The sequence below is a fragment of the Xylophilus sp. ASV27 genome, assembly GCF_016428875.1.
Lineage (GTDB): Bacteria > Pseudomonadota > Gammaproteobacteria > Burkholderiales > Burkholderiaceae_C > Xylophilus.
In genome coordinates, this window is the sequence record NZ_JAELTO010000086.1 from 1 (window position 1) to 20,776 (window position 20,776).

The 20,776-nt window shown below is 70.3% G+C and carries 15 protein-coding genes; 8 read left to right on the forward strand and 7 right to left on the reverse strand.

The window, feature by feature from the left end; all coding sequences use genetic code 11:
• From urtC to JHD63_RS16615, 4 genes are all read right to left on the reverse strand, one after another.
• Positions 1–1,233: urea ABC transporter permease subunit UrtC (gene urtC, locus JHD63_RS16600; protein ID WP_198971917.1), on the reverse strand; the 1,233-nt coding region annotated here is incomplete at its 3' end.
• Positions 1,234–1,360: 127 nt separating this feature from the next.
• Positions 1,361–2,950: an urea ABC transporter permease subunit UrtB gene (gene urtB, locus JHD63_RS16605; RefSeq protein WP_198971918.1), complete on the reverse strand. Its 1,590-nt coding sequence runs from the start codon at positions 2,948–2,950 to the stop codon at positions 1,361–1,363.
• A 79-nt stretch (positions 2,951–3,029) separates the two neighbouring features.
• Entirely contained in the window at positions 3,030–4,301 is a 1,272-nt protein-coding gene (urtA, locus tag JHD63_RS16610; protein WP_198971919.1) for an urea ABC transporter substrate-binding protein, read from the reverse strand.
• A gap of 202 nt (positions 4,302–4,503) precedes the next feature.
• A complete protein-coding gene (locus JHD63_RS16615) occupies positions 4,504–6,489 on the reverse strand; it encodes an FG-GAP repeat domain-containing protein (protein ID WP_233168292.1) in 1,986 nt (661 codons plus the stop codon).
• 242 nt (positions 6,490–6,731) lie between these two features.
• Between JHD63_RS16615 and JHD63_RS16620 the strand changes: the two genes are divergently transcribed.
• Entirely contained in the window at positions 6,732–7,790 is a 1,059-nt protein-coding gene (locus JHD63_RS16620; RefSeq protein ID WP_198971921.1) for an NAD(P)-dependent alcohol dehydrogenase, read from the forward strand.
• 100 nt (positions 7,791–7,890) lie between these two features.
• Here JHD63_RS16620 and JHD63_RS16625 read toward each other — a convergent pair whose 3' ends face one another.
• On the reverse strand, positions 7,891–8,841 hold the full coding sequence (locus tag JHD63_RS16625) for a LysR family transcriptional regulator (RefSeq protein ID WP_198971922.1): 951 nt from the start codon (positions 8,839–8,841) through the stop codon (positions 7,891–7,893).
• 96 nt (positions 8,842–8,937) lie between these two features.
• On the opposite strand from JHD63_RS16625, the gene JHD63_RS16630 reads away from it, so the two are divergent.
• The 5 genes from JHD63_RS16630 to JHD63_RS16650 are packed head-to-tail and all read left to right on the forward strand — an operon-like array spanning position 8,938 to position 15,150.
• On the forward strand, positions 8,938–10,338 hold the full coding sequence (locus JHD63_RS16630) for a D-serine ammonia-lyase (protein WP_198971923.1): 1,401 nt from the start codon (positions 8,938–8,940) through the stop codon (positions 10,336–10,338).
• On the forward strand, positions 10,335–11,309 hold the full coding sequence (locus JHD63_RS16635) for a Bug family tripartite tricarboxylate transporter substrate binding protein (protein WP_198971924.1): 975 nt from the start codon (positions 10,335–10,337) through the stop codon (positions 11,307–11,309). Before JHD63_RS16630 ends, JHD63_RS16635 begins: the two co-directional genes overlap by 4 nt.
• Positions 11,306–12,475, forward strand: a complete 1,170-nt coding sequence (locus JHD63_RS16640; protein ID WP_198971925.1) for a DSD1 family PLP-dependent enzyme — start codon at positions 11,306–11,308, stop codon at positions 12,473–12,475. Before JHD63_RS16635 ends, JHD63_RS16640 begins: the two co-directional genes overlap by 4 nt.
• Before the next feature lie 25 nt (positions 12,476–12,500).
• Positions 12,501–14,021, forward strand: coding sequence for an amidase (locus tag JHD63_RS16645; RefSeq protein WP_198971926.1), 1,521 nt, complete (start codon positions 12,501–12,503; stop codon positions 14,019–14,021).
• A 1-nt stretch (position 14,022) separates the two neighbouring features.
• Positions 14,023–15,150 (forward strand): NAD(P)/FAD-dependent oxidoreductase, encoded by a 1,128-nt coding sequence (locus JHD63_RS16650; RefSeq protein WP_198971927.1) that lies wholly within the window; start codon positions 14,023–14,025, stop codon positions 15,148–15,150.
• A 96-nt stretch (positions 15,151–15,246) separates the two neighbouring features.
• On the opposite strand, the gene JHD63_RS16655 is transcribed toward JHD63_RS16650, so the two are convergent.
• Entirely contained in the window at positions 15,247–16,287 is a 1,041-nt protein-coding gene (locus JHD63_RS16655; protein ID WP_198971928.1) for a response regulator transcription factor, read from the reverse strand.
• Positions 16,256–19,786, reverse strand: coding sequence for a hybrid sensor histidine kinase/response regulator (locus JHD63_RS16660; protein ID WP_198971929.1), 3,531 nt, complete (start codon positions 19,784–19,786; stop codon positions 16,256–16,258). Before JHD63_RS16660 ends, JHD63_RS16655 begins: the two co-directional genes overlap by 32 nt.
• 279 nt (positions 19,787–20,065) lie before the next feature.
• Between JHD63_RS16660 and JHD63_RS16665 the strand changes: the two genes are divergently transcribed.
• A complete protein-coding gene (locus JHD63_RS16665; protein ID WP_198971930.1) occupies positions 20,066–20,461 on the forward strand; it encodes a hypothetical protein in 396 nt (131 codons plus the stop codon).
• Positions 20,462–20,570: 109 nt separating this feature from the next.
• Complete coding sequence (locus JHD63_RS16670) at positions 20,571–20,723, forward strand: hypothetical protein (protein ID WP_198971931.1); 153 nt, start codon at positions 20,571–20,573, stop codon at positions 20,721–20,723.
• The last annotated feature ends 53 nt before the right edge of the window (positions 20,724–20,776 follow it).

Consider the following 20,776-nt stretch of genomic DNA (forward strand, 5'->3'; position numbering starts at 1 on the left):
CCCCCCCCCCCCCCCCCCCCCCCCCCCCCCCCCCCCCCCCCCCCCCCCCCCCCCCCCCCCCCCCCCCCCCCCCCCCCCCCCCCCCCCCCCCCCCCCCCCCCCCCCCCCCCCCCCCCCCCCCCCTTTTTCAAGCAGAAGACGGCATACGCGATTTCCTGTACGGTCTCGTGGGCTCGGAGATGTGTATAAGAGACAGGCGATGAACAGCGCGCCCAGGAAGTACAGCCAGAACTCGGGCGCCACCACGGTGAGCCAGCTCTTGGCGCCGTTGACCAGGAAGGCGCCCAGGATCGGGCCGACCAGCGTGGCGCGGCCGCCGACCGCCGTCCAGACGGCCATCTCGATCGAGGCCGCGGTGCTCATCTCGCCCGGGTTGATGATGCCCACCTGCGGCACGTACAGCGCCCCGGCCACGCCGCACATCACGGCCGAGATGACCCAGATGGTGAGCTTGTAGGGCAGCGGGTTGTAGCCGCAGAACATGACGCGCGTCTCGGCGTCGCGGATGGCCTGCAGCACCCGGCCGAACTTGCTGCGCACCAGCCAGCGCGCGAACAGGAAGAAGACCAGCAGCGTGCAGCCGGTGAGCACGAACAGCGTCATGCGCATGCCCTGCGTGGCGATGGGCAGGCCCAGGATGCGCTTGAAGTCGGTGAAGCCGTTGTTGCCTCCGAAGCCGGTCTCGTTGCGGAAGAACAGCAGCATGGCGGCGAAGGTCATGGCCTGCGTGATGATGGAGAAGTACACCCCCTTGATGCGCGAGCGGAAGGCGAAGTAGCCGAACACGAAGGCCACCACGCCCGGCACCGCCGCCACCAGCACCAGCGTGGCGGCGAAGCTGTCGGACAGCGCCCAGTGCCAGGGCAGCTCCTTCCAGTCGAGGAACACCATGAAGTCGGGCAGGTCGCTCTTGTAGTTGCCGTCGCGGCCGATCTGGCGCATCAGGTACATGCCCATGACGTAGCCGCCAAGCGCGAAGAACAGCCCGTGGCCGAGCGACAGGATGCCGGTGTAGCCCCAGATCAGGTCCATGGCCAGCGCGACGATGGCATAGCACATGATCTTGCCGAGCAGTGCCACGCCGTAGTCGCTCAGGTGCAGCGCGCTGCCCGGCGGCAGCCACAGGTTCATGAGCGGCGCCAGCGCGCAGACCGCGATCAGCGCGGCGAAGAAGGCGCTCCAGCCGGTGCGGGTCAGCAGCGGCGCCTTGGGTGGAAGGATGGAATGGTTCATGGGCACGACAGCGAACGGATGCGTTGGTTTTCCCGCAGGACGCCGCGGAACCGGCTTTGCCGGGCCGCCGGCGTCGCCCCCAGCAAGGGGGTCGGCGAAGACGCGGAGTGCGAAGCCTGGGGGTGTGTCATGCCTCTCGCCCCTTCACGGCGAAGATGCCCTGGGGCCGCTTCTGGATGAAGATGATGATGAAGACCAGCACCGCGATCTTGGCCAGCACCGCGCCGGTCCAGCCTTCGAGGAACTTGTTGAGGATGCCCAGGCCCATGGCCGCGTACACCGTGCCGGCGAGCTGGCCGACGCCGCCGAGCACCACCACCATGAACGAGTCCACGATGTAGCCCTGGCCCAGGTCGGGCCCGACGTTGCCGATCTGGCTCAGCGCGCAGCCGGCCAGGCCCGCGATGCCCGAGCCCAGCGCGAAGGCGTAGGTGTCGACCCGCGCCGTGTTCACGCCCATGCACGAGGCGATCGGCCGGTTCTGCGTGACGCCGCGCACGAACAGCCCGAGCCGCGTGCGCCCGATCAGCCAGGCCATGGCCAGCAGCACCAGCCCGGCGAAGACGATGATGCAGATGCGGTTCCAGGGCAGCGCCACGTTGCCCAGCATGGTGAAGCCGCCGCTCATCCACGAGGGGTTCTCCACGCCCACGTTCTGCGCGCCGAACAGCGTGCGCACGCCCTGCTGCAGCATCAGGCTGATGCCCCAGGTGGCCAGCAGCGTCTCCAGCGGGCGGCCGTAGAGGAAGCGGATCACGCCGCGCTCGATCACCGCGCCGACCAGCGCCGAGGCCAGGAAGGCCACGGGAATGGCCGCCACCAGGTAGCCGCCGAACCAGGACTCGGGCAGGTAGCGCTGGAACAGGCCCTGCACCACGTAGGTCGCGTAGGCGCCGATCATCATCAGCTCGCCGTGCGCCATGTTGATGACGCCCATCAGCCCGTAGGTGATGGCCAGGCCGAGCGCGGCCAGCAGCAGCACCGAGCCCAGGCTGAGGCCGCTGAAGATGGCGTTGATGCGGTCGCCCCAGACCAGGCGGCCGTCGATGCTGCGCACCGCGGCCAGCAGCGCGGCCTTGACGCCTGCGTCCTCCTCCTTGGCCAGGCGCTCGTTGAGCAGCAGCTTGACCTCGGGACTGCCGCTGTCCGCCAGGGTTGCGGCGGCCTCCAGCCGATGCGCCCTGTCGGCGCTGTCGAGCATGCTGGCCGCGCGCACGCGCTCCAGCCGGGCCCTGATGGCCGGCACCCGCTCGGCCGCCAGCGCCTTCTCCACCAACGGCAGGCGCGATTCGTCGGGCTCGTTGAGCAGTACCTGCACCGCGCCGGCGCGCACCTTGTCGTCGGGGCTGGCGAGCTGCAGCGCGGCCATGGCCGTGTCCAGCGTGCTGCGCAGCAGGTTGTTGTTGACCACGTCCTCGGCGTCCTCCGGCACCTTCAGTTCGGCGCCGGTCACCGGGTCGTAGCCCTTGTCGTCCCGGAGCACGTAGACGCGGCTGCCCGAGGTCTTGACCGCGTCGTCGGCCAGGGCCTGGAAGAAGGCCATGGTCCTGGCGTCGGCGCCCGGCACCGCCCGGTTGATGGCGGCCACGCGCTCGTCGGTGTCGCCGGTGGCCATGGCCGTGGCCTCGGCGGGCGTGAGCGCATGCGCGGCGCCGGCCAGCAGCACGGCGGCCAGCACGGCGGCCCTTCGCGCCGCCTCTATCGTTCTGCGCAGCATCGGGAACCTCGGGTGGACATCACAAGAGAAAGGGCCCGCCCTCCATGCGGGGAACGGGCCCGGTCATGCCTGAAGGCGCTCAGGAAGCCGACTTGCCCGCCGGGTAGTCCGGCTTCTTGTCGTTGCCCTCGATGTACGGGCTCCAGGGCTGGGCCTTGATCGGCGCGGGCGTCTTCCACACCACGCCGAACTGGCCGTCGGCCTTGATCTCGCCGATGAACACCGGCTTGTGCAGGTGGTGGTTCTTCGGGTCCATCTCGACCGTGAAGCCGTCCGGCGCCTTGAAGGTCTGGCCGGCCATGGCGGCGATGACCTTGTCGGTGTCGGTGCTCTTGGCCTTCTCGACGGCCTGCTTCCACATGTGCATGCCGATGTAGGTGGCCTCCATCGGGTCGTTGGTCAGCGGCTTGTCCATCTGGCCGGGCAGCTTCTTGGCCTTCGCGTACTCGCTCCACTGCTTGATGAAGGCGGCGTTGGTCGGGTTCTTGATCGACATGAAGTAGTTCCATGCGGCCAGGTGGCCCACCAGCGGCTTGGTGTCGACACCGCGCAGCTCTTCTTCGCCGACCGAGAAGGCCACCACCGGCACGTCCTTGGCCTTCAGGCCGGCGTTGCCCAGTTCCTTGTAGAAGGGCACGTTGGAGTCGCCGTTGATGGTGGAGATCACCGCCGTCTTGCCGCCCTGCGAGAACTTCTTGATGTCGGCGACGATGGTCTGGTAGTCGCTGTGGCCGAAGGGGGTGTACTTCTCGTCGATGTCGCTGTCCTTCACGCCCTTGCTCTTGAGGAAGGCGCGCAGGATCTTGTTGGTGGTGCGCGGGTAGACGTAGTCGGTGCCCAGCAGCACGAAGCGCTTGGCGCCGCCGCCGGCCTTGCTCATCAGGTATTCGACCGCGGGGATGGCCTGCTGGTTGGGCGCGGCGCCGGTGTAGAACACGTTCTTGGACAGCTCCTCGCCCTCGTACTGCACCGGGTAGAACAGCAGGCCGTTCATTTCCTCGACCACCGGCAGCACCGACTTGCGGCTCACGCTGGTCCAGCAGCCGAAGATCACGGCCACCTTGTCCTGGCCCAGCAACTGCTTGGTCTTCTCGGCGAACAGCGGCCAGTTGGAGGCCGGATCGACCACCACCGCCTCCAGCTTCTTGCCCAGCACGCCGCCCTGGGCGTTGATCTCGTCGATGGTCATCAGCGCCATGTCCTTGAGCGCCGTCTCGGAGATCGCCATGGTGCCCGACAGCGAGTGCAGGATGCCGACCTTGATGGTGTCGGCGGCAAAGGCCGGCGCAGCGGAAAGACCGGCCAGCGCGACGGCGGCGGTGAGCGCCTTGAGGGTGAATCGACGTTGCATTGCATCTCTCCAGAAGTGAGGGGGAATTCGGTCGCCGCCCGCCTGCCCGGAGCGGGCAGCCATGTGCGGCGATGGAAGGGATGCTAGGGATTGCCCCCCTCGGGCGATATACGCCGGGTGGCGTATGCCGGGTGAAGACACGCGGCCGTGACGCTGGGTCGCAACGCCTGAAGAGCCCGGCACGCCGAGCCCACAAAAACGTTCAATTGATGAAGTCGAACGTGCCCGTGCCATCGTTGCGCCAGCGCAGCCGGCGCGCGGGTATCTGGCCGCTGCTGTCGCCAATGGAGATGTCCAGATCGCCATCACCGTCGATATCTGCCAGACGGATCCAAGGCGCGAAATTTGCCGTGTTGCCTTGCCAGGTCGTGGGCGTCTTGATGATGCGGGGGACTGACTGGTCTGCGTACTGGCGCGGTCCGGTTCTTTTGAAGATCTGCAGGTAGTAGCCCTGCAGTTGCGCAGACACGGTCAGCAATACGATCTCGCGCTGGCCGTCGCCGTCAATGTCCTCTGCCTTGATGTCATACGTCACAGGGAAGGACTCGTTGACAGGCAGACGGGTGGCGCGCGCATCGGTGAACATGCCTGAGCCGTCGCCCCAGAAGATGGTGGTGCGGTTCACGTCGCGACGCAGCCCGCTGTCGTATGCATGGTCGCCGATGATGAGGTCCAGGTTGCCGTCGCCATCGGCGTCGACCAGTTCCGCAGCATAGAGGCCACCCGTCTGGCGCAGGCTGGCCGGCACCCCCGCCCTGGAGATCGCCATGTTGCCGCTGCCATCGTTCAGCAGCAAGTAGGGATTCTGGTCGTTGCCGGGTGTGCTCTGGTAGCTGTTGCTGCACGCGAAGATGTCGACGCTTCCGTTGTTGTCCACGTCGCCTGCAGCGGCGCAATGGTGAAACTGTGCCTTGCTGCCGTTGATGCTCTTGATGGAGAGTCTGCCTGTTGCCGGATTGCTGAGTGCCAGCACGTTCTGCGCACCGGGAAACGGCGGATGGTCATAGCCATGGTCGATGAAGTAAAGGTCAGGCCGGCCGTCGCCGTTGAAGTCGGCCACCAGCAGCTTGCGTGGATGGATTTGCGAGGGTAGCGGCCCATCGAAGAACGATGTGGTTGCGATGGCATAGCTGCCGTCCATCTGCTTTTTGAAAATGCGCACAGGCTCCGCATCCTGTGAATCCTTGCCGGACGCGATGATCAGTTCACTGATGCCATCGCCGTCCAGGTCCACGAATTGGCGAGCATCGAAGTACTGGCCATAAATGCCGTTGCGTGTCAGCAGTGTTCCGATGTCGGTCGGTTCGGGCCGGTTCTGGTATTTGTAGGATGTCGAAGCGTTGGCGGCAGAAAACGCGGACTCGGTACGGCACGCGGCGCCCGCGGGAATATCGCCGAAAGCGAAGCGCCGCACCGCAACGGCACTCGCGTCAGGCAGCCGAAGTATCCCGCCACACGAATCGCTGAAGTCAAGCGCAAGCTGGCCTTGGGGCACCGGGGGCTGCGGCTTGGCATACGTGCCGACCAACGTCTGCCCGCCCGTGGAGGCCATGAACGGCGCCTGGAACACGCCTTCGCCCCAGTAGCCGCCCACGGTATGCCATGTGGGACTGCCGTCGGCGTTGTAGTGGAACATGGCCATAAACAGCGCATTGCCCTGCATCTCCAGCGCGTAGCCGCGCCCGCCCTGTGCAGGGTCCCAATACCAACCGGTCTCGGGGTGTGCAACCGCTGAAGCCATAGAGGAGCCGAACAGAAAGCGTGTGGCATGCATGAGCCGCCCGGGGAACTGCACCGTGGCTTGCGCCCCTTGGAATCTCATGGTGATGCGGCCCACGTCCGTGGCGGCGGCTGCCCGATAGGGAGCGCCCAGCGACTGTCCACCGCTGAAGCGCTGCAAAATGGATGACAGCACGGCGCTTCCGTCACTGCCAGCGTCGAGAACGCCGGAGGTGGTGTACCAAATGGCCTTGCCTGTGCCCTCTTCGTACATGAAGAAAGCGGCGAATGCGGTATTGCCTTGCCGCTCGAAGAAAAAGCCGGTGCCGTCTTCTTCGGGGTTCCAGTACCACCCTGTCAGGGCGCTGCCTGCTGGTGCGGCCGCTTGCGTGTACTCCATCGGTGCGACTTCGATGCCTGGACCCTCAGGCATCGCCTGCACCATACCTGGTGCCATGACCACCAACATGCCCCACAAGCAGCCGATCCATTGAGAGAGTCGATGAGGTGACATAGGGAGCCCCTTTGTTGATGTTTCGTCACTCCGAAGATCCCCGCACTGTTCGGATTGAACTTGCAATGGGGTGAGCAACGTTTTGTCACGATTATTGCAGCGGCAGGCTATGTGCGGCTTTATCTTGTCACGCACCGTCACACGCGGCTCGCCGCAAAGGAATAGGGTCGCCTCTTTCGCCACTGACTTCTATTGCCATGACCACAGCCCACGGCTACGCCGCCACCTCCTCCACCGCTGCACTGGCGCCCTTCAGCTTCGAGCGGCGCGCCCCCGGCCCGCTGGACGTCGCGCTCGACGTGCTGCACTGCGGCGTCTGCCACTCGGACCTGCACACCGCGCGCAATGAATGGCACAACACCGTCTACCCCACCATGCCGGGCCACGAGATCGTCGGCCGCGTCACCGCCGTGGGCGACCTGGTCAGCAAGTTCAAGGTCGGCGACCTGGTCGGCGTGGGCTGCATGGTCGACAGCTGCCAGCACTGCCAGCCCTGCGCCGATGGCCTGGAGCAGTACTGCGACAACGGCTTCACCGGCACCTACAACGGCCCTGAACAGGGCACCGGCGCCAACACCTACGGCGGCTACTCCGACCACATGGTGGTGCGCGAATCCTTCGTGCTGAAGATCTCGCACGACGAAGGCGCGCTGGCCGCCGTGGCGCCGCTGCTGTGCGCCGGCATCACCACCTACTCCCCGCTGCGCCAATGGAACGTGGGCCCGGGCAGCAAGGTCGGCATCGTCGGCCTGGGCGGGCTCGGCCACATGGGCGTGAAGATCGCCGCGGCCATGGGCGCGCACGTGGTGCTGTTCACCACCTCGGCGGGCAAGCGCGAGGACGCGCTGCGCCTGGGCGCCAAGGAGGTCGTGGTGTCCCGCAACCCCGACGAGATGGCCGCGCATGCCGGCAGCCTCGACTTCATCCTCGACACCGTGGCCGCGCCGCACGACCTGGACGCCTTCCTGGCCCTGCTCAAGCTCGACGGCACCATGACCCTGGTCGGCGCGCCCGACCGCCCGCACCCCTCGCCCAACGTATTCAGCCTGATCATGAAGCGCCGCCGCCTGGCCGGCTCGCTGATCGGCGGCATCAGGCAGACGCAGGAGATGCTGGACTTCTGCGCCCGGCACGGCATCGTCTCGGACATCGAGGCGATCCGCATGGACGAGATCAACACCGCCTACGAGCGCATGTTGAAGAGCGACGTGAAGTACCGCTTCGTCGTCGACATGGCAACGCTGAAGGCGGCCTGAGGAGGCTTCTTCAGAGGCCACGTCGATCACTATCAAATAAATAGCTGAAAGCCCAGGTTCTTCCTGGGCTGCAGGCGCTTTTTGCTGGTATTTCCTGGGGCTAGAGCCCCAGCACGCGGTCCCGCTCCGCCCGGAACCGCGCCGCCTGCGCCGCGATCCAGGCCTGCACCAGCACGGTGTGCGCGCCGGGCTGCGGCACCGATACGAAGTGGTAGGACGCGCGCGAGCGCACCGGCAGCGCGAACGGCGCCACCAGCCGGCCGGCGACCAGGTCGTCGAGCACCAGCGCCGCGCGTCCGATGGCGATGCCCTGCCCCGTGAGCGCCGCGGCCAGCGCGAGTTGCGACAGGTTGAAGTGATGGCCCTGCTGGGCCAGTTGCGGCAGCTCGGCCTCGGCCGCGCGCAGCCAGTGCGCCCATTCCTCGCACGGGTCCGCGCCGACCCAGGCGCTGGCGTCGTGCAGCAGCATCGGCGCGCGCAGGTCGGCCGGCGTGCGCAGCGCGGGGTGGGCCGCCAGGAACGCCGGGCTGGCCACGGGCAGCAGCCATTCGTCCAGGAACTCGGTGGCCTGCAGGTCGCGGTACTGGCCCAGGTCGAAACGCACGGCCGCGGCCAGGTCGTCGCGCGCCATGCGTTCGCGGTCCAGCACGTGGAACTCGGCGATCACGCGCAGGCCGACCTCGGGATGGGCGCGGTAGAAGTCGCCCAGCCGCGGCGTGAGCCAGCCCATGGCAAACGAGGGCGCGCAGCTCAGCGCCAGCCCGTGGTCCGGCGAGGGGCTGCGCAACTGCGTGAGCGTGCCTTCGATGGCCTGGAAGGATTCGCGCAACACCACCGCCAGCCACTGGCCCTCGGGCGTGGGCAGCAGCGCGCGCGGCGTGCGCAGGAACAGGGGGCGCCGCAGCCATTCCTCCAGCAGCTTGACCTGCTGGCTGACCGCGCCCTGGGTGATGCACAGTTCCGAGGCGGCCTTGGTGAAACTCATGCACCGGGCGGCAGCCTCGAAGCACCGTAACCATGCAAGCAGCGAGGGGGTAAGGCGAGTGTCCATAAGTTCATTAGTAAGGCTAATTCCGCCAGGACTATAAATGCGTTGTGGCGCGGCGCCGGGCGTCCAACAATGGCGGCTCCTGTCCTGTTGGCCACCATGAACGAATCCAGCCTGCTCTCCGCCGCACCCCGATCATCCCCGCACCAGAACGAAGCGCGCCATCCGCTCGGCGAGCTGAAGCACGGCCGCCCGGTGCTCTGGACCTCGGAGCGGCGCGGCAGCGGGGAGCAGGACTCCCGCATTAGCCCTGCTGATGTTGATGCCGCGGCGGCCCGCTTGCGCCGCTTCGCCCCGCTGATGGCGCTGCTGTTTCCCGAACTGGCGCCGAGCGCGGGCGTGATCGAGTCCGATCTGCTGCCGGTGCCGCAGTTGCAGCAGGCGCTGGCGCTGCCGCCGGACTTCGGCGCCCTGCTGGTCAAGGCCGACCACGCCCTGCCGGTGGCCGGCTCGATCAAGGCGCGCGGCGGCATCCACGAGGTGCTGGAACATGCCGAATCGCTGGCCCTGCGCCATGGGCTGCTGGCGCCCGAGGGCGACTACCGTGCGCTGGCCTCGGACACGGCGCGCGCGCTGTTCGCCCGCCACCAGGTCGCCGTGGGCTCGACCGGCAACCTGGGCCTGGCGATCGGCGTCATGGCCTCGGCGCTGGGCTTTCGGGCGGTGGTGCACATGTCGGCCGACGCCAAGGAATGGAAGAAGGAGCGCCTGCGCCGCCGCGGCGTGGAGGTGCTCGAGCACGCCGGCGACTACGCCGAGGCCGTCGCCGCCGGCCGCCGTGCCGCCGAGGCCGATCCGGCCTGCCACTTCGTCGATGACGAGCGCTCGCGCTCGCTGCTGCTGGGCTATGCGGCGGCCGCGCCGCAACTGGCGCGCCAGCTCGACGCGCTGGGCCGCAAGGTGGACGCCGCGCACCCGCTGTTCGTCTACCTGCCCTGCGGCGTGGGCGGCGCCCCGGCGGGCATTGCGCTGGGGCTGTCGCAGATCTACGGGCCGCACGCGCACTGTTTCTTTGCCGAGCCCACGCGCTCGCCCTGCTTCCTGCTCCAGATGCTGGCGGGCACTCCGGCGTTTGCCGGCCTGGGCGCCAACCCGTCGGTCTACGACATCGGGCTGGACAACCACACCGAGGCCGACGGCCTGGCGGTGCCGCGCGCCTCCGAACTCGCCGCCGCCGCGGTGCAGTCCTTGCTGTCGGGCGTGTACACGGTCGAGGACGAGACGCTGTTCCAACTGCTGCACCAGATCGCCGCCACCGAGAACATCCGCATCGAGCCCTCGGCCGCGGCCGGCCTGGGCGGACCGGCCATGCTGCGCGGCACATCCTCCGGCCAGGCCTACCTGCACCGGCACCGGCTGCAAGCGCGGATGCCGCAGGCCACCCACATCGCCTGGACCACCGGCGGGCTGTTCGTGCCCGACGAGGAATATGCCCGTTTCCACGCGCGCGGCGCCGCGCTCGCACCCTTTTCTTCCACTCCCCGCAAAACCCGCATATGAAAAAGCGAATTTCCGTTCTCGCCTGCGCCCTCGTGGCGACCCTGGCCGCCGTGGCCCCGGCCTGGGCCGACATGGCCTACCCGTCGCGGCCGATCCAGCTGGTGATCCCGTTCCCGCCCGGCGGCGCCACCGACGTGATCGGGCGCGTGGTGGCCAAGGCGCTGGCCGACAGGCTGGGCCAGCCGGTGGTGGCCGACAACCGCGCCGGCGCCGGCACCATCATCGGCGCGGGCTTCGTCGCCAAGGCGCCGGCCGACGGCTACACCCTGCTGATCAGCTCGGGCAGCACCTTCACCGTCAACCCGGCGATCCAGCACAAGCTGCCCTATGACCCGGTGAAGAGCTTCGAGCCGATCGGCATGGTCGGGCGCACCGGCCTGATCCTGCTGGCCAACAAGGACGTGCCGGCCGGCAACCCGAAGGAATTCGTCGCCCTGGCCAAGGCCGCGCCGGACAGGTACGCCTACGCCTCGTTCGGCTCCGGCACCACCTCGCAGTTCACGGGCGAGCAGATTCTGCAGGCCACCGGCACCAGGCTCACGCACGTGCCCTACAAGGGCAGCGCGCCGGCCATGAGCGACCTGATGGGCGGGCAGGTGCCGTTCTCGGTCGACACCGTTTCGGCCGCCCTCCCGCAGCTCCGGAACGGCCGGATCAAGGCGATCGCGGTCACCACCGCCAGGCGCTCGCCGCTGCTGCCCAACGTGCCGACCTTCGCCGAGTACGGCTTCGACCTCGACGCCGACACCTGGATAGCGGTGGTGGCGCCGCGCGGCCTGCCGCCCGAGGTCAAGGCCCGGCTGGAGAAGGCCCTGGCCGACGCCATGGCCGCGCCGGACGTGAGCCAGAAGTTCCTCTCGATCGGCATGGAACCCAGCTACAGGAACGGCGCGGCCGTCAGCGCGCAGATCGAGAAGGAAATGCCCTTGATGCGCGCAGTGGCGCAGCGTGCCAACATCCAAGTGGAATGAAGCAGCACGCCCCGCCCATCGGCGCCGCCGCCGATCCCTTCCCCCTCGCGCCGGCCGCCGTGCCGGGCGCGCCGCTGGCCAGCGTCGACACGCCCGCGCTGCTGCTGGACCTGGCCGCGTTCGAGCGCAACCTGGACCGCATGCAGGCCGCGGCCGACGCCGCCGGCGTGCAGCTGCGGCCCCACGCCAAGGCGCACAAGACCCCGGCCGTGGCGCTGGCGCAGTTGGCGCGCGGCGCGGTCGGCATCTGCTGCCAGAAGGCCAGCGAAGCCATTCCCTTCGTGCAGGCCGGCGTGGCCGACATCCACGTCAGCAACCAGCTGGCCGCGCCGGCCAAGGCGCAGCTGCTGGCGCAACTGGCGCGGCGCGCGCGCATCAGCGTGTGCGTGGACGATGCCACGCAGGTCCGCGCCCTGGCCGGCGCCGCCCAGGCCGCCGGCAGCGAACTGGGCGTGTTCGTGGAGATCGACGTCGGCCAGGGCCGCTGCGGCGTGGCCGACGCCGACGCGGTGCTGCGCCTGGTGGAGCAGATCGCGCAGCACCCGCAACTGGGCTTTCGCGGGCTGCAGGCCTACCACGGCGGCGTGCAGCACCTGCGCGCCCATGCCGAGCGCCGCAGCCGCGCACGGCAGGCGGCCGAGCGCACCGGCCAGGTCGTGGCCACGCTGGCGCAGGCCGGCGTGGCCTGCGCCACGGTCACCGGCGGCGGCAGCGGCAGCGTGGAGTTCGACCTGGCCAGCGGCGTCTACACCGAAGTGCAGCCCGGCTCCTATGCCTTCATGGACCGCGACTACGGCGACAACGAATATGCCGGCGCCCTGCGCTTCGAGCACGCCCTGTTCCTGGCCACCACGGTGATGAGCGCGGCCAGCGGCACCCATGTGGTGGCCGACGCCGGGCTCAAGTCGCTGGCCGTGGACTCGGGCCTGCCCGCCATCTGGCAGCAGGACGCGCCCAGCGGCACGCTGCGCTACGCAGAGGCCAATGACGAGCACGGCATCATCCAGGCCATCGGCGGCGCGGCGCTGCCGCCCCTGGGCAGCGTGCTGCAACTGGTGCCCGGCCACTGCGACCCGAGCTTCAACCTGCATGACGAGCTGGTCGGCTTCCGTGGCGGCGTGGTCGAATCCATCTGGCCGATCAGCGCACGCGGGCTCAGCCGCTAACGCCACATCCCTACACGAGACAAGCATGAACCCTGAAGACATCGTCGCCCTCCCCGCCACCGAACAGCGCCGCCTGATCGGCGCCCGGCAGCTCTCGCCGGTCGAGCTGCTGGAGGCCTGCATCGCCCGCATCGAGGCGCTGAACCCTTACGTCAACGCCGTCACCGCCACCTGCTTCGAGCGCGCCCGCGCCGAGGCGCGCGCGGCGGAGCAGGCCGTGCGCAGCGGCGCCCCGCTGGGCCTGCTGCACGGCCTGCCGCTGGGCGTGAAGGACCTGGAGGAAACCGCCGGCCTGCTGACCACCTATGGCTCGCCCATTCACCGCGGCAACGTGCCCGCGGCCGACAACCTGCTGGTGGCGCGGCTGCGCGCGGCCGGCGCCATCGTCGCCGGCAAGACCAACGTGCCCGAGATGGGCGCCGGCGCCAACTCGCGCAACCCGGTCTGGGGCGCGACCGGCAACCCGTTCAATCCCGACCTGAACGCCGGCGGCTCCTCCGGCGGCTCGGCCTGCGCGCTGGCGCTGGACATGCTGCCGGTCTGCACCGGATCGGACACCGGCGGCTCGCTGCGCATTCCGGCCGCCAAGTGCGGCGTGGTGGGCTTTCGGCCCTCGCCGGGCGTGGTGCCCAGCTCGCGCAAGCCGCTGGGCTGGACGCCGATCTCCGTGGTCGGCCCCATGGGCCGCACCGTGGCCGACGCCTGCCTGCAACTGGCCGCCACGGCGGGCCTGTCGGCCAGCGACCCGCTCACCTACGAGCTCGATCCGCTGTCCTTCCTGCAGCCGCAGCAGGTGGACCTGGGCGGCCTGCGCGTGGGCTACACCGAGGACTTCGGCGCCTGCGCGGTGGACGAGCGCATCCGCGCCGTGTTCCGCGACAGGATCGCCGCGATGAGGCACCTGTTCCGCAGCTGCGAGCCGATCGGCATCGACCTGGGCGAGGTGCACCGCTGCTTCGACGTGCTGCGCGCCGAGGCCTTCGTCGCCGGCATGCGCGAGGCCTACGAGCGCGACCCGGCGAGCCTGGGCCCCAACCCGCGCGCCAACTACGAAATGGGCGCGGCCATGCGCCTGCTCGACTGCGCCTGGGCCCAGGCCGAGCAGACCCGGATCCTCAAGCGCTTCCAGGCCGCGTTCGAGCAGTTCGACGTGATCCTGGCGCCCACCACGCCGGTCTCGCCCATGCCCTGGACCGAGCCCCACGTGGCCGCCATCAACGGCCAAGCGCAAGAGAACTACTACCGCTGGCTGTCGCTGACCTACGTCACCACGCTGACCACGCACCCCGCGCTCAGCCTGCCCTGCGGCACCGACCACGCCGGACTGCCCTTCGGGCTGCAGATCGTCGGCCGCTTCCGCGCCGACCGCCATACGCTGGGCGTGGCCCACGCCATGGAGCAGGCCTTCGCCGGCGACCCGGCGCTGCGCCGGCCGATTCCCGACGCCAGCGCGCTGCGCCATGCCGAGCCGGCGCTGAAATCCATCGTCACCGCGCCGCCCGTCCTCGACGCCACGGTCAGCAGCGGCACTGCCTCAGCCGTCTGACATGGACCATTTCGACTTCGCCATCATCGGCGCCGGCATCGCGGGCGCCTCGGCCGGCTACGAGATCTCCGCCCATGCGCCCACCGTGCTGCTGGAGCGCGAGGACCAGCCCGGCTACCACACCACCGGCCGCTCCGCCGCGCTCTACATGGAGAGCTACGGCACGCCCGCGATCCGCGCGCTGACCCGCGCCAGCCGGCCCTTCTTCGATGCGCCGCCCGAGGTCTTCGGCAGCGACCCGATCCTCACCCCGCGCGGCGTGCTGCACGTGGCCGGCACGGACCAGGGCGCGCTGTTCGAGGCGGCCTGGCGCGACCTGTCCGAGCGCGCGCGCGACGTGCGGCGCGTGGGGCGCGACGCGCTGCTCGCCGCCGTGCCCTGCCTGCGGCCCGAGGCCGCCGCCATGGGCATTGCCGAAGACGGCGCCAGCGACATCGACGTGCATGCGCTGCACCAGGGCTACCTGCGCGGCCTGCGCCGCCGGGGCGGGCAGTTGCGCACCGACGCGCACGTCACCGGCCTGCGGCGCAGCGCGGGCCTCTGGACCATCACGCTGGCCGACGGCAGCGCGCTGCAGGCGCGCCACATCGTCAACGCCGCCGGCGCCTGGGCCGACGCCGTGGCCGACCTGGCCGGCGTGCCGCGCATCGGCCTGGAGCCGCGGCGCCGCAGCGCCTTCACCTTCGCGCCGCCCGCGGGCCTGGACGTGGCGCACTGGCCGGCCGTGGTCGGCATCGACGAGAGCTATTACTTCAAGCCCGACGCCGGCCTGCTGCTGGGCTCGCCCGCCAACGCCGACCCGGTGCACCCGCACGACGTGGTGCCCGAGGAGCTGGACGTGGCCATCGGCATCCACAACATCGAGCAGGCCACCACCCTGAGCATCCGCCGGCCGCACCGCGCCTGGGCCGGCCTGCGCTCCTTCGTGGCCGACGGCGACATGGTGATCGGCTGGGAGCCACGGCACGAAGGCTTCTTCTGGCTGGCGGCCCAGGGCGGCTATGGCATCCAGAGCGCGGCCGGCGCGGCCCAGCTGGCGCGCAGCCTGCTGCTGGGCGAGCCGCTGCCCGATGCGCTACAGGCCGAAGGCCTGGACCCCGCGCGGCTCGCGCCCGCACGGCTGTGCTGACCGGGCTGGCGGGCCATCAGGCGTGGCCGAGGGCCTTTTACCCCTCAAGCCCAGGAACCACCTGGGCTTCATGCTACACAATCAATAGCAAAAGGATCATCCCTCGAACTGCGGATGCAACTGCCGTATGCGCGTCATGGCCATGCCGGCGGCCGCGGTGCGGGTTTCCACGCCGAGCTTGGCGAGGATGCGCTCCAGGTGCTTCTTCACCGTGGCCGGGCTGGCGCCGAGGATGTCGGCGATGTCGCGGTTGATCTTGCCCTTGACCACCCAGTAGAGCACCTCGGCCTCGCGCGCGGTGAGCTTGAAGGACAGGCTCATGGCCTCGATCACGGCCGCGTCGTCGGCCTCGCGCATGATGATCAGCCAGTCGCCGCCGCCCGCGCTCGCGGCGTCCTCGTCGCCGATCTGGCGGTGCAGGCGGAAGGTCAGCCGCCGCGCGCCCAGCTCGCAGGTCAGGCGCGGCGGCTCGATCTGGCGCTCGGCGTCGGCCAGGTGGCGGCGCAGCCAGTCCAGCACCGGCGCAGGCGTGGCCGGCGCGCTGGTGCCGAAGTAGTCGCGCAGCAGGTCGCGCGCCAGCGGGGTCTGCCACATCAGGCGGCCGTCCTCGGCGCGCACGGTGATGCTGGCGTAGCCGAAGGCGTCCAGCGCATTGCGCGCCTGGCCGGCCTGCCGCGCCTGCTGGCGCTTTTCGCGCGCGCCCTGCAGATGCACGTTCATGCGCGCGAGCACCTCCTTGGGGCGGATCGGCTTGGTGACGTAGTCCACGCCGCCGGCCTCCAGCGCGGCCACCAGGTGCTCGGTCTCGGTCAGGCCGGTCATGAAGATGATCGGGATCTGCGCCGTGGCCGGCGCGGCCTTGAGCCGGCGCGCGACCTCGAAGCCGTCCATGCCGGGCATCATGGCGTCAAGCAGCACGATGTCGGGGCCGGCCTGCGCCGCGCGCGCCAGCGCCGCCTCGCCGCCGGTGGCGACCAGCACGGTGTAGCCGGATTCGTCCAGCGCGTCGTGCAGCACGGCCAGGTTGTCGGGCACGTCGTCCACGATCAGCACCAGCTCGCTGCTGGCGCGGTCGAGCCTGCGGGCCAGGGCGGGCGCACTGGTGTCAGGCGGGGGAGGAAGAGGCAGCGGGTCCATCAGTGGGGCGGGCCGGGTCTTCAAGGGCGAGGCGGCGGCCGATCGCCTCGAACTGGAATTGTCGCGCCAGCGCGCGCAGTTCCTGCACGAAGGCGGCGCAGCCGGGCTGCCGCCGCTCGATGTCGTCGAGCGTGTTGAGGATGCCGCGGTAGTAGCCCAGCTCGACCACCTCGCGCAGCGCGGCGCAGGCGGCGGCGTCGGGCCGTTGCAGCGCTTCCCGCGGTGCGGCCGGCGCCGTGGCCGCGGCGGGCGGCTCGGCATGCCAGGCGATGTCCAGGCGCCGCTCCAGCCAGTCGAGCAGCTCGCTGTGGCGCACCGGCTTGACGAAGAAGTCCTCGGGCCGTATGCCCGCGTCGTTGTCCAGCCCCTTGTCGAAGGCGTTGGCCGACACCACCGCCACCTGCACGCCCGCATGCCCGGCCGCGCGCAGGCGGCGAATGGTCTCCCAGCCGTCGATGCCCGGCATGGCCAGATCCATCAGCACCGCGTCGGGCCGGTAGCCGGCGGCCAGCAGGTCCAGGCAGTCGTGGCCGCTGGCGGCGGCGCGCAGCTCGAAGCCCAGGGGTTCGAGCAGGTGCACCAGCAGCTCGCGGTCGGGCTCCTCGTTGTCCACCACCAGGATGCGGCGGCGCGCGCCGGCGTAGCCGCGGCGCGGCGCCTGGGGCGCGGCCAGGGGCGCGGGGCGGCCCGGCTCGGCATGCACCTCGGGCAGGAACAGCCGCACGCGGAAGGTCGAGCCCTGGCCGGGCGCGCTGTCCACCGTCAGTTCGCCGCCCATCAGGTCGGTCAGCATCTTGGCGATGGTCAGGCCCAGGCCGGCGCCGGGCGCGGCCGGCGCGGCGGCGCTGCCGGGCGAGGCGCCGCGCGTGAAGGGCTCGAACACCTGGGCCAGCTCCCCGGGCGACATGCCGGGGCCGGTGTCGGCGATCTCGATCACCGCCATCTCGCGCACGTGGCGCACCGCCAGCCGCACCCCGCCCTGGGCCGTGAACTTGATGGCGTTGCCGATCAGGTTGATCAGGATCTGCCGCAGCCGGCCCTCGTCGGCGCGCACCAGCTCGGGCAGGCTGCCCTGCACCTCGAAGCGGAAGGCCAGCCCCTTGGCCTGCGCCTGCGGCTCGAACATGCCGGCCATCTCGTGCAGGCAGTCGGCGAACAGCATGGGCCTGACCGCGAGCGTGAGCTTGCCGGACTCGATGCGGGCGATGTCCAGCGTGCCTTCGATCAGCGACAGCAGGTGCTCGCCGCCGCGCTTGATGACGTTGACCGCCTGGCGCCGGTGCGGCGGCACGGCCGGGTCCTCGCCCATCAGCTGCGCGTAGCCGAGGATGCTGTTGAGCGGCGTGCGCAGCTCGTGGCTGATGGCGCTGATGTAGCGGCTCTTGGCCTGGTTGGCCTGGTCGGCCACGCGGCGCGCCTCCTCGGCCACCATGCGCGCCTGCTGCAGCGCGCGGTCGGTGCGCCGGTGCGACTCCACCTCCTGCACCAGCAGGTGGGTCTGGCGGTTGGATTCCTCCTGCGCCACGCGCCGGCTCTGGTGCGCCAGCACCAGCCACCAGGCGACCACGCCGGAGATCACCAGCAGCGCCATGTAGGCCTTGAGAAAGCCGGTGCGCAGCGCCTCCTGCGCGCCGTGCGCCACCACCGACTCGCCCAGCGCCCGCAGCTCCTGCCGGTAGAGCAGCCCGAACACCACGCCCAGCAGCGGCACGATCACCAGCATCAGCAGCAGGAAGTGGCCCAGGCCGGTGTCCAGGTAGGGCCAGGTGCGCCGCGGCAGCAGCCAGCGCAGCGTGGCCGACCACTGCGCGGCCAGGCTCGCGTGCGGCTTGCACAGGTCGCCGCAGCGCGCGTCCAGCGTGCAGCACAGCGAGCAGATGGCGCCGCGGTAGGCCGGGCAGTGCGCCATGTCCGGGCCCTCGTACTCCCGCTCGCAGACCACGCAGCGCAGGCGGCGGTGGCCGGTGGCGGGCCCGTCTTCCCGTGGCAGGGGCTGCCGCGCCAGGTAGTAGCGCCCGCGCGTGGCCCAGGCGATCAGCGGCGAGGCCAGCAGCGCCGTGCCCAGCGCGATCAGCGCCGAGAACGCTTGCGCCAGGGGCCCGAACACGCCCAGGTGCGCCGCGATCGACAGCGCCGAGGCCAGCCCCATCGCGCCCACGCCCACCGGGTTGACGTCGTACAGGTGCGCGCGCTTGAACTCGATGCCCGGTGGCGACAGGCCCAGCGGCTTGTTGATGACCAGATCGGCCACCACCGCCATCATCCAGGCGATGGCGACGTTGGAGTACAGGCCCAGCACGTCGCCCAGGGCCTCGAACACGTTCATCTCCATCAGCATGAAGGCGATCAGCGTGTTGAACACCACCCACACCACGCGCCCCGGATGGCTGTGGGTCACGCGCGAGAAGAAGTTGCTCCAGGCCAGCGAGCCGGCGTAGGCGTTGGTGACGTTGATCTTGAGCTGCGACAGCACCACGAAGATGGCCGTGGCCGCCACCGCCAGGCCGTAGTGCGGGAACACGTACTCGTAGGCCGCCAGGTACATCTGGTTCGGGTCCACCGCGCGCTCGGCCGGCACCCTGTGCGAGATCGCCAGCCAGGCCAGCAGCGCGCCGCCCAGCATCTTGACCACGCCCAGCAGCACCCAGCCCGGGCCGCCGCCGAGCACGCCCAGCCACCAGCGCAGCGCGCGGCCGGGCTGGCGCTCGGGCATGAAGCGCAGGTAGTCGGCCTGCTCGCCCATCTGGGTGATCAGCGCAATGCCCACCGTCAGCGCCGCACCAAACAAGGGCAGATGGAAGCCCGCACCCGCTCCGGCCTCACCGCCGTAGTGCGCGATGCCCGAGAACGCACCAGGATCGCGCGCCAGCACGAAGACGAAGGGCACGACCAGCATGCACAGCCACAGCGGCTGGGTCCACAACTGCAGCCGGCTGATGGCCGACACGCCGTGCGTCACCAGCGGGATCACCACCAGCGCACAGAGCAGGTAGCCCCAGCGCGGCGGAATGCCCAGCGCCAGCTCCAGCGCATAGGCCATCACGGCGGCCTCCAGCGCGAAGAAGACGAAGGTGAAGCAGGCGTAGATCAGCGAGGTGATGGTCGAGCCGATGTAGCCGAAGCCCGCGCCGCGCGTGAGCAGGTCCATGTCCACGCCATAGCGCGCGGCGTAGGTGCTGATCGGCAGGCCCGCGAGGAAGATGATCAGCCCGGTCGCCAGGATCGCCCAGAAGGCGTTGGCCGCGCCGTACTGCACCAGCAGCGTGGCGCCGACCGCCTCCAGGATCAGGAAGGACGCGGCGCCGAAGGCGGTGTTGGCCACGCGCCACTCGGACCACTTGCGGAAGTGCCGGGGCGTGAAGCGCAGCGCGTAGTCCTCCATCGTCTCGCGGCCGACCCAGCTGTTGTAGTCGCGGCGGATCTTCACCACGCGCTGCAGCGGCGCCTGCGGGCGCGGCGGCTCGTCCGGGGCGGGGGTGGAGGGGGCGGGGGCGGACATGGGGCGGCGGGCGGCGGCGCCATGGCGGTGCAGCATCCGTGCCACTGCCGCCGGCACCTGGAGAGCGCCAGGCGGAATCGTCCAACAACTATCAAAATGATAGCAAATAGCCCAGGTGGATCCTGGGCTGCAAGCGCATTCCTCTCAAATATACGCCTCCGCCGACCACCGCAGGGTTTGTCCCCTTGTTTCCACGGACAAGCACGCCTTGATGCACAATCGCTACCGTTCCGGCATGGCGTGATGATTGCTTCGCCCCGCCGGCCACCCACCACACCGATGCGCCGCCTCCTCTCGCCACCGTTGCTCGTCGCCTGCCTGCTGATGCTCGTGCTGGCCGTTGCCGCGCTGGCCGGCACCGGCTGCAAGCGCCCGGCCGGGCAGCCGCCGGCGGCCATCGCGCTGCCGGCGCTGTCCATGGCGGCGGCCAGCGGGCATGGGGACGCGGGGCTCATCGTGTTCGAACATCCCAGCCCCGACGCCCGCAACCTCAGCGCCGCGGCGGCGCAGGTGGCGCTGGACACGCAGGTCAGCAACGACGACCGCACGGAAATGATCGAGTGGGCGCCGGACGCGCGCAGCGCCCTCGTCGCCTCGCACGGCCGGCCGCCGGGTGCGCTCCAGGACCTGCCCGGCCCCTGGCCCCGGGGCCTGCTGCGCCCGCCCAGGGCCTGAAGCCCGCACCCCTCCTCTTCGTGACCGCGGCGCAGGCATTGCCTGCGCGCCTCCCCCGCACGCCCGGCGTGCACTGACCGCATCGCCCCGGCAACGGGGCGGCATCGCCATGCCTCATCGACCCTCTTCCTCTCGCACCCTGCCCGCCATGATCCTGGCCGCGCTCGGCCTGCTGCCCGCCCTGCCGGCGGCGGCACAAGCGCCGGCCGCCCGCGCGCCGGCCACGGCCCCGGCGCTGGACCTGTCTCTTATACACATCTAAAAGGGGGGGGGGGGGGGGGGGGGGGGGGGGGGGGGGGGGGGGGGGGGGGGGGG

What these genes read in the sequence shown, in the direction of transcription:
- JHD63_RS16635 (WP_198971924.1), top strand. Translation starts at nt 10,335, where the DNA reads ATGAAAAAGCGAATTTCCGTTCTCGCCTGCGCCCTCGTGGCGACCCTG.
- JHD63_RS16630 (WP_198971923.1), top strand. Translation starts at nt 8,938, where the DNA reads ATGAACGAATCCAGCCTGCTCTCCGCCGCACCCCGATCATCCCCGCAC.
- JHD63_RS16655 (WP_198971928.1), bottom strand. Translation starts at nt 16,287, where the DNA reads ATGGACCCGCTGCCTCTTCCTCCCCCGCCTGACACCAGTGCGCCCGCC.
- JHD63_RS16625 (WP_198971922.1), bottom strand. Translation starts at nt 8,841, where the DNA reads ATGGACACTCGCCTTACCCCCTCGCTGCTTGCATGGTTACGGTGCTTC.
- JHD63_RS16670 (WP_198971931.1), top strand. Translation starts at nt 20,571, where the DNA reads ATGCCTCATCGACCCTCTTCCTCTCGCACCCTGCCCGCCATGATCCTG.
- urtB (WP_198971918.1), bottom strand. Translation starts at nt 2,950, where the DNA reads ATGCTGCGCAGAACGATAGAGGCGGCGCGAAGGGCCGCCGTGCTGGCC.
- JHD63_RS16650 (WP_198971927.1), top strand. Translation starts at nt 14,023, where the DNA reads ATGGACCATTTCGACTTCGCCATCATCGGCGCCGGCATCGCGGGCGCC.
- JHD63_RS16620 (WP_198971921.1), top strand. Translation starts at nt 6,732, where the DNA reads ATGACCACAGCCCACGGCTACGCCGCCACCTCCTCCACCGCTGCACTG.
- urtA (WP_198971919.1), bottom strand. Translation starts at nt 4,301, where the DNA reads ATGCAACGTCGATTCACCCTCAAGGCGCTCACCGCCGCCGTCGCGCTG.
- JHD63_RS16615 (WP_233168292.1), bottom strand. Translation starts at nt 6,489, where the DNA reads ATGTTGGTGGTCATGGCACCAGGTATGGTGCAGGCGATGCCTGAGGGT.
- JHD63_RS16645 (WP_198971926.1), top strand. Translation starts at nt 12,501, where the DNA reads ATGAACCCTGAAGACATCGTCGCCCTCCCCGCCACCGAACAGCGCCGC.
- JHD63_RS16660 (WP_198971929.1), bottom strand. Translation starts at nt 19,786, where the DNA reads ATGTCCGCCCCCGCCCCCTCCACCCCCGCCCCGGACGAGCCGCCGCGC.
- JHD63_RS16665 (WP_198971930.1), top strand. Translation starts at nt 20,066, where the DNA reads ATGCGCCGCCTCCTCTCGCCACCGTTGCTCGTCGCCTGCCTGCTGATG.
- JHD63_RS16640 (WP_198971925.1), top strand. Translation starts at nt 11,306, where the DNA reads ATGAAGCAGCACGCCCCGCCCATCGGCGCCGCCGCCGATCCCTTCCCC.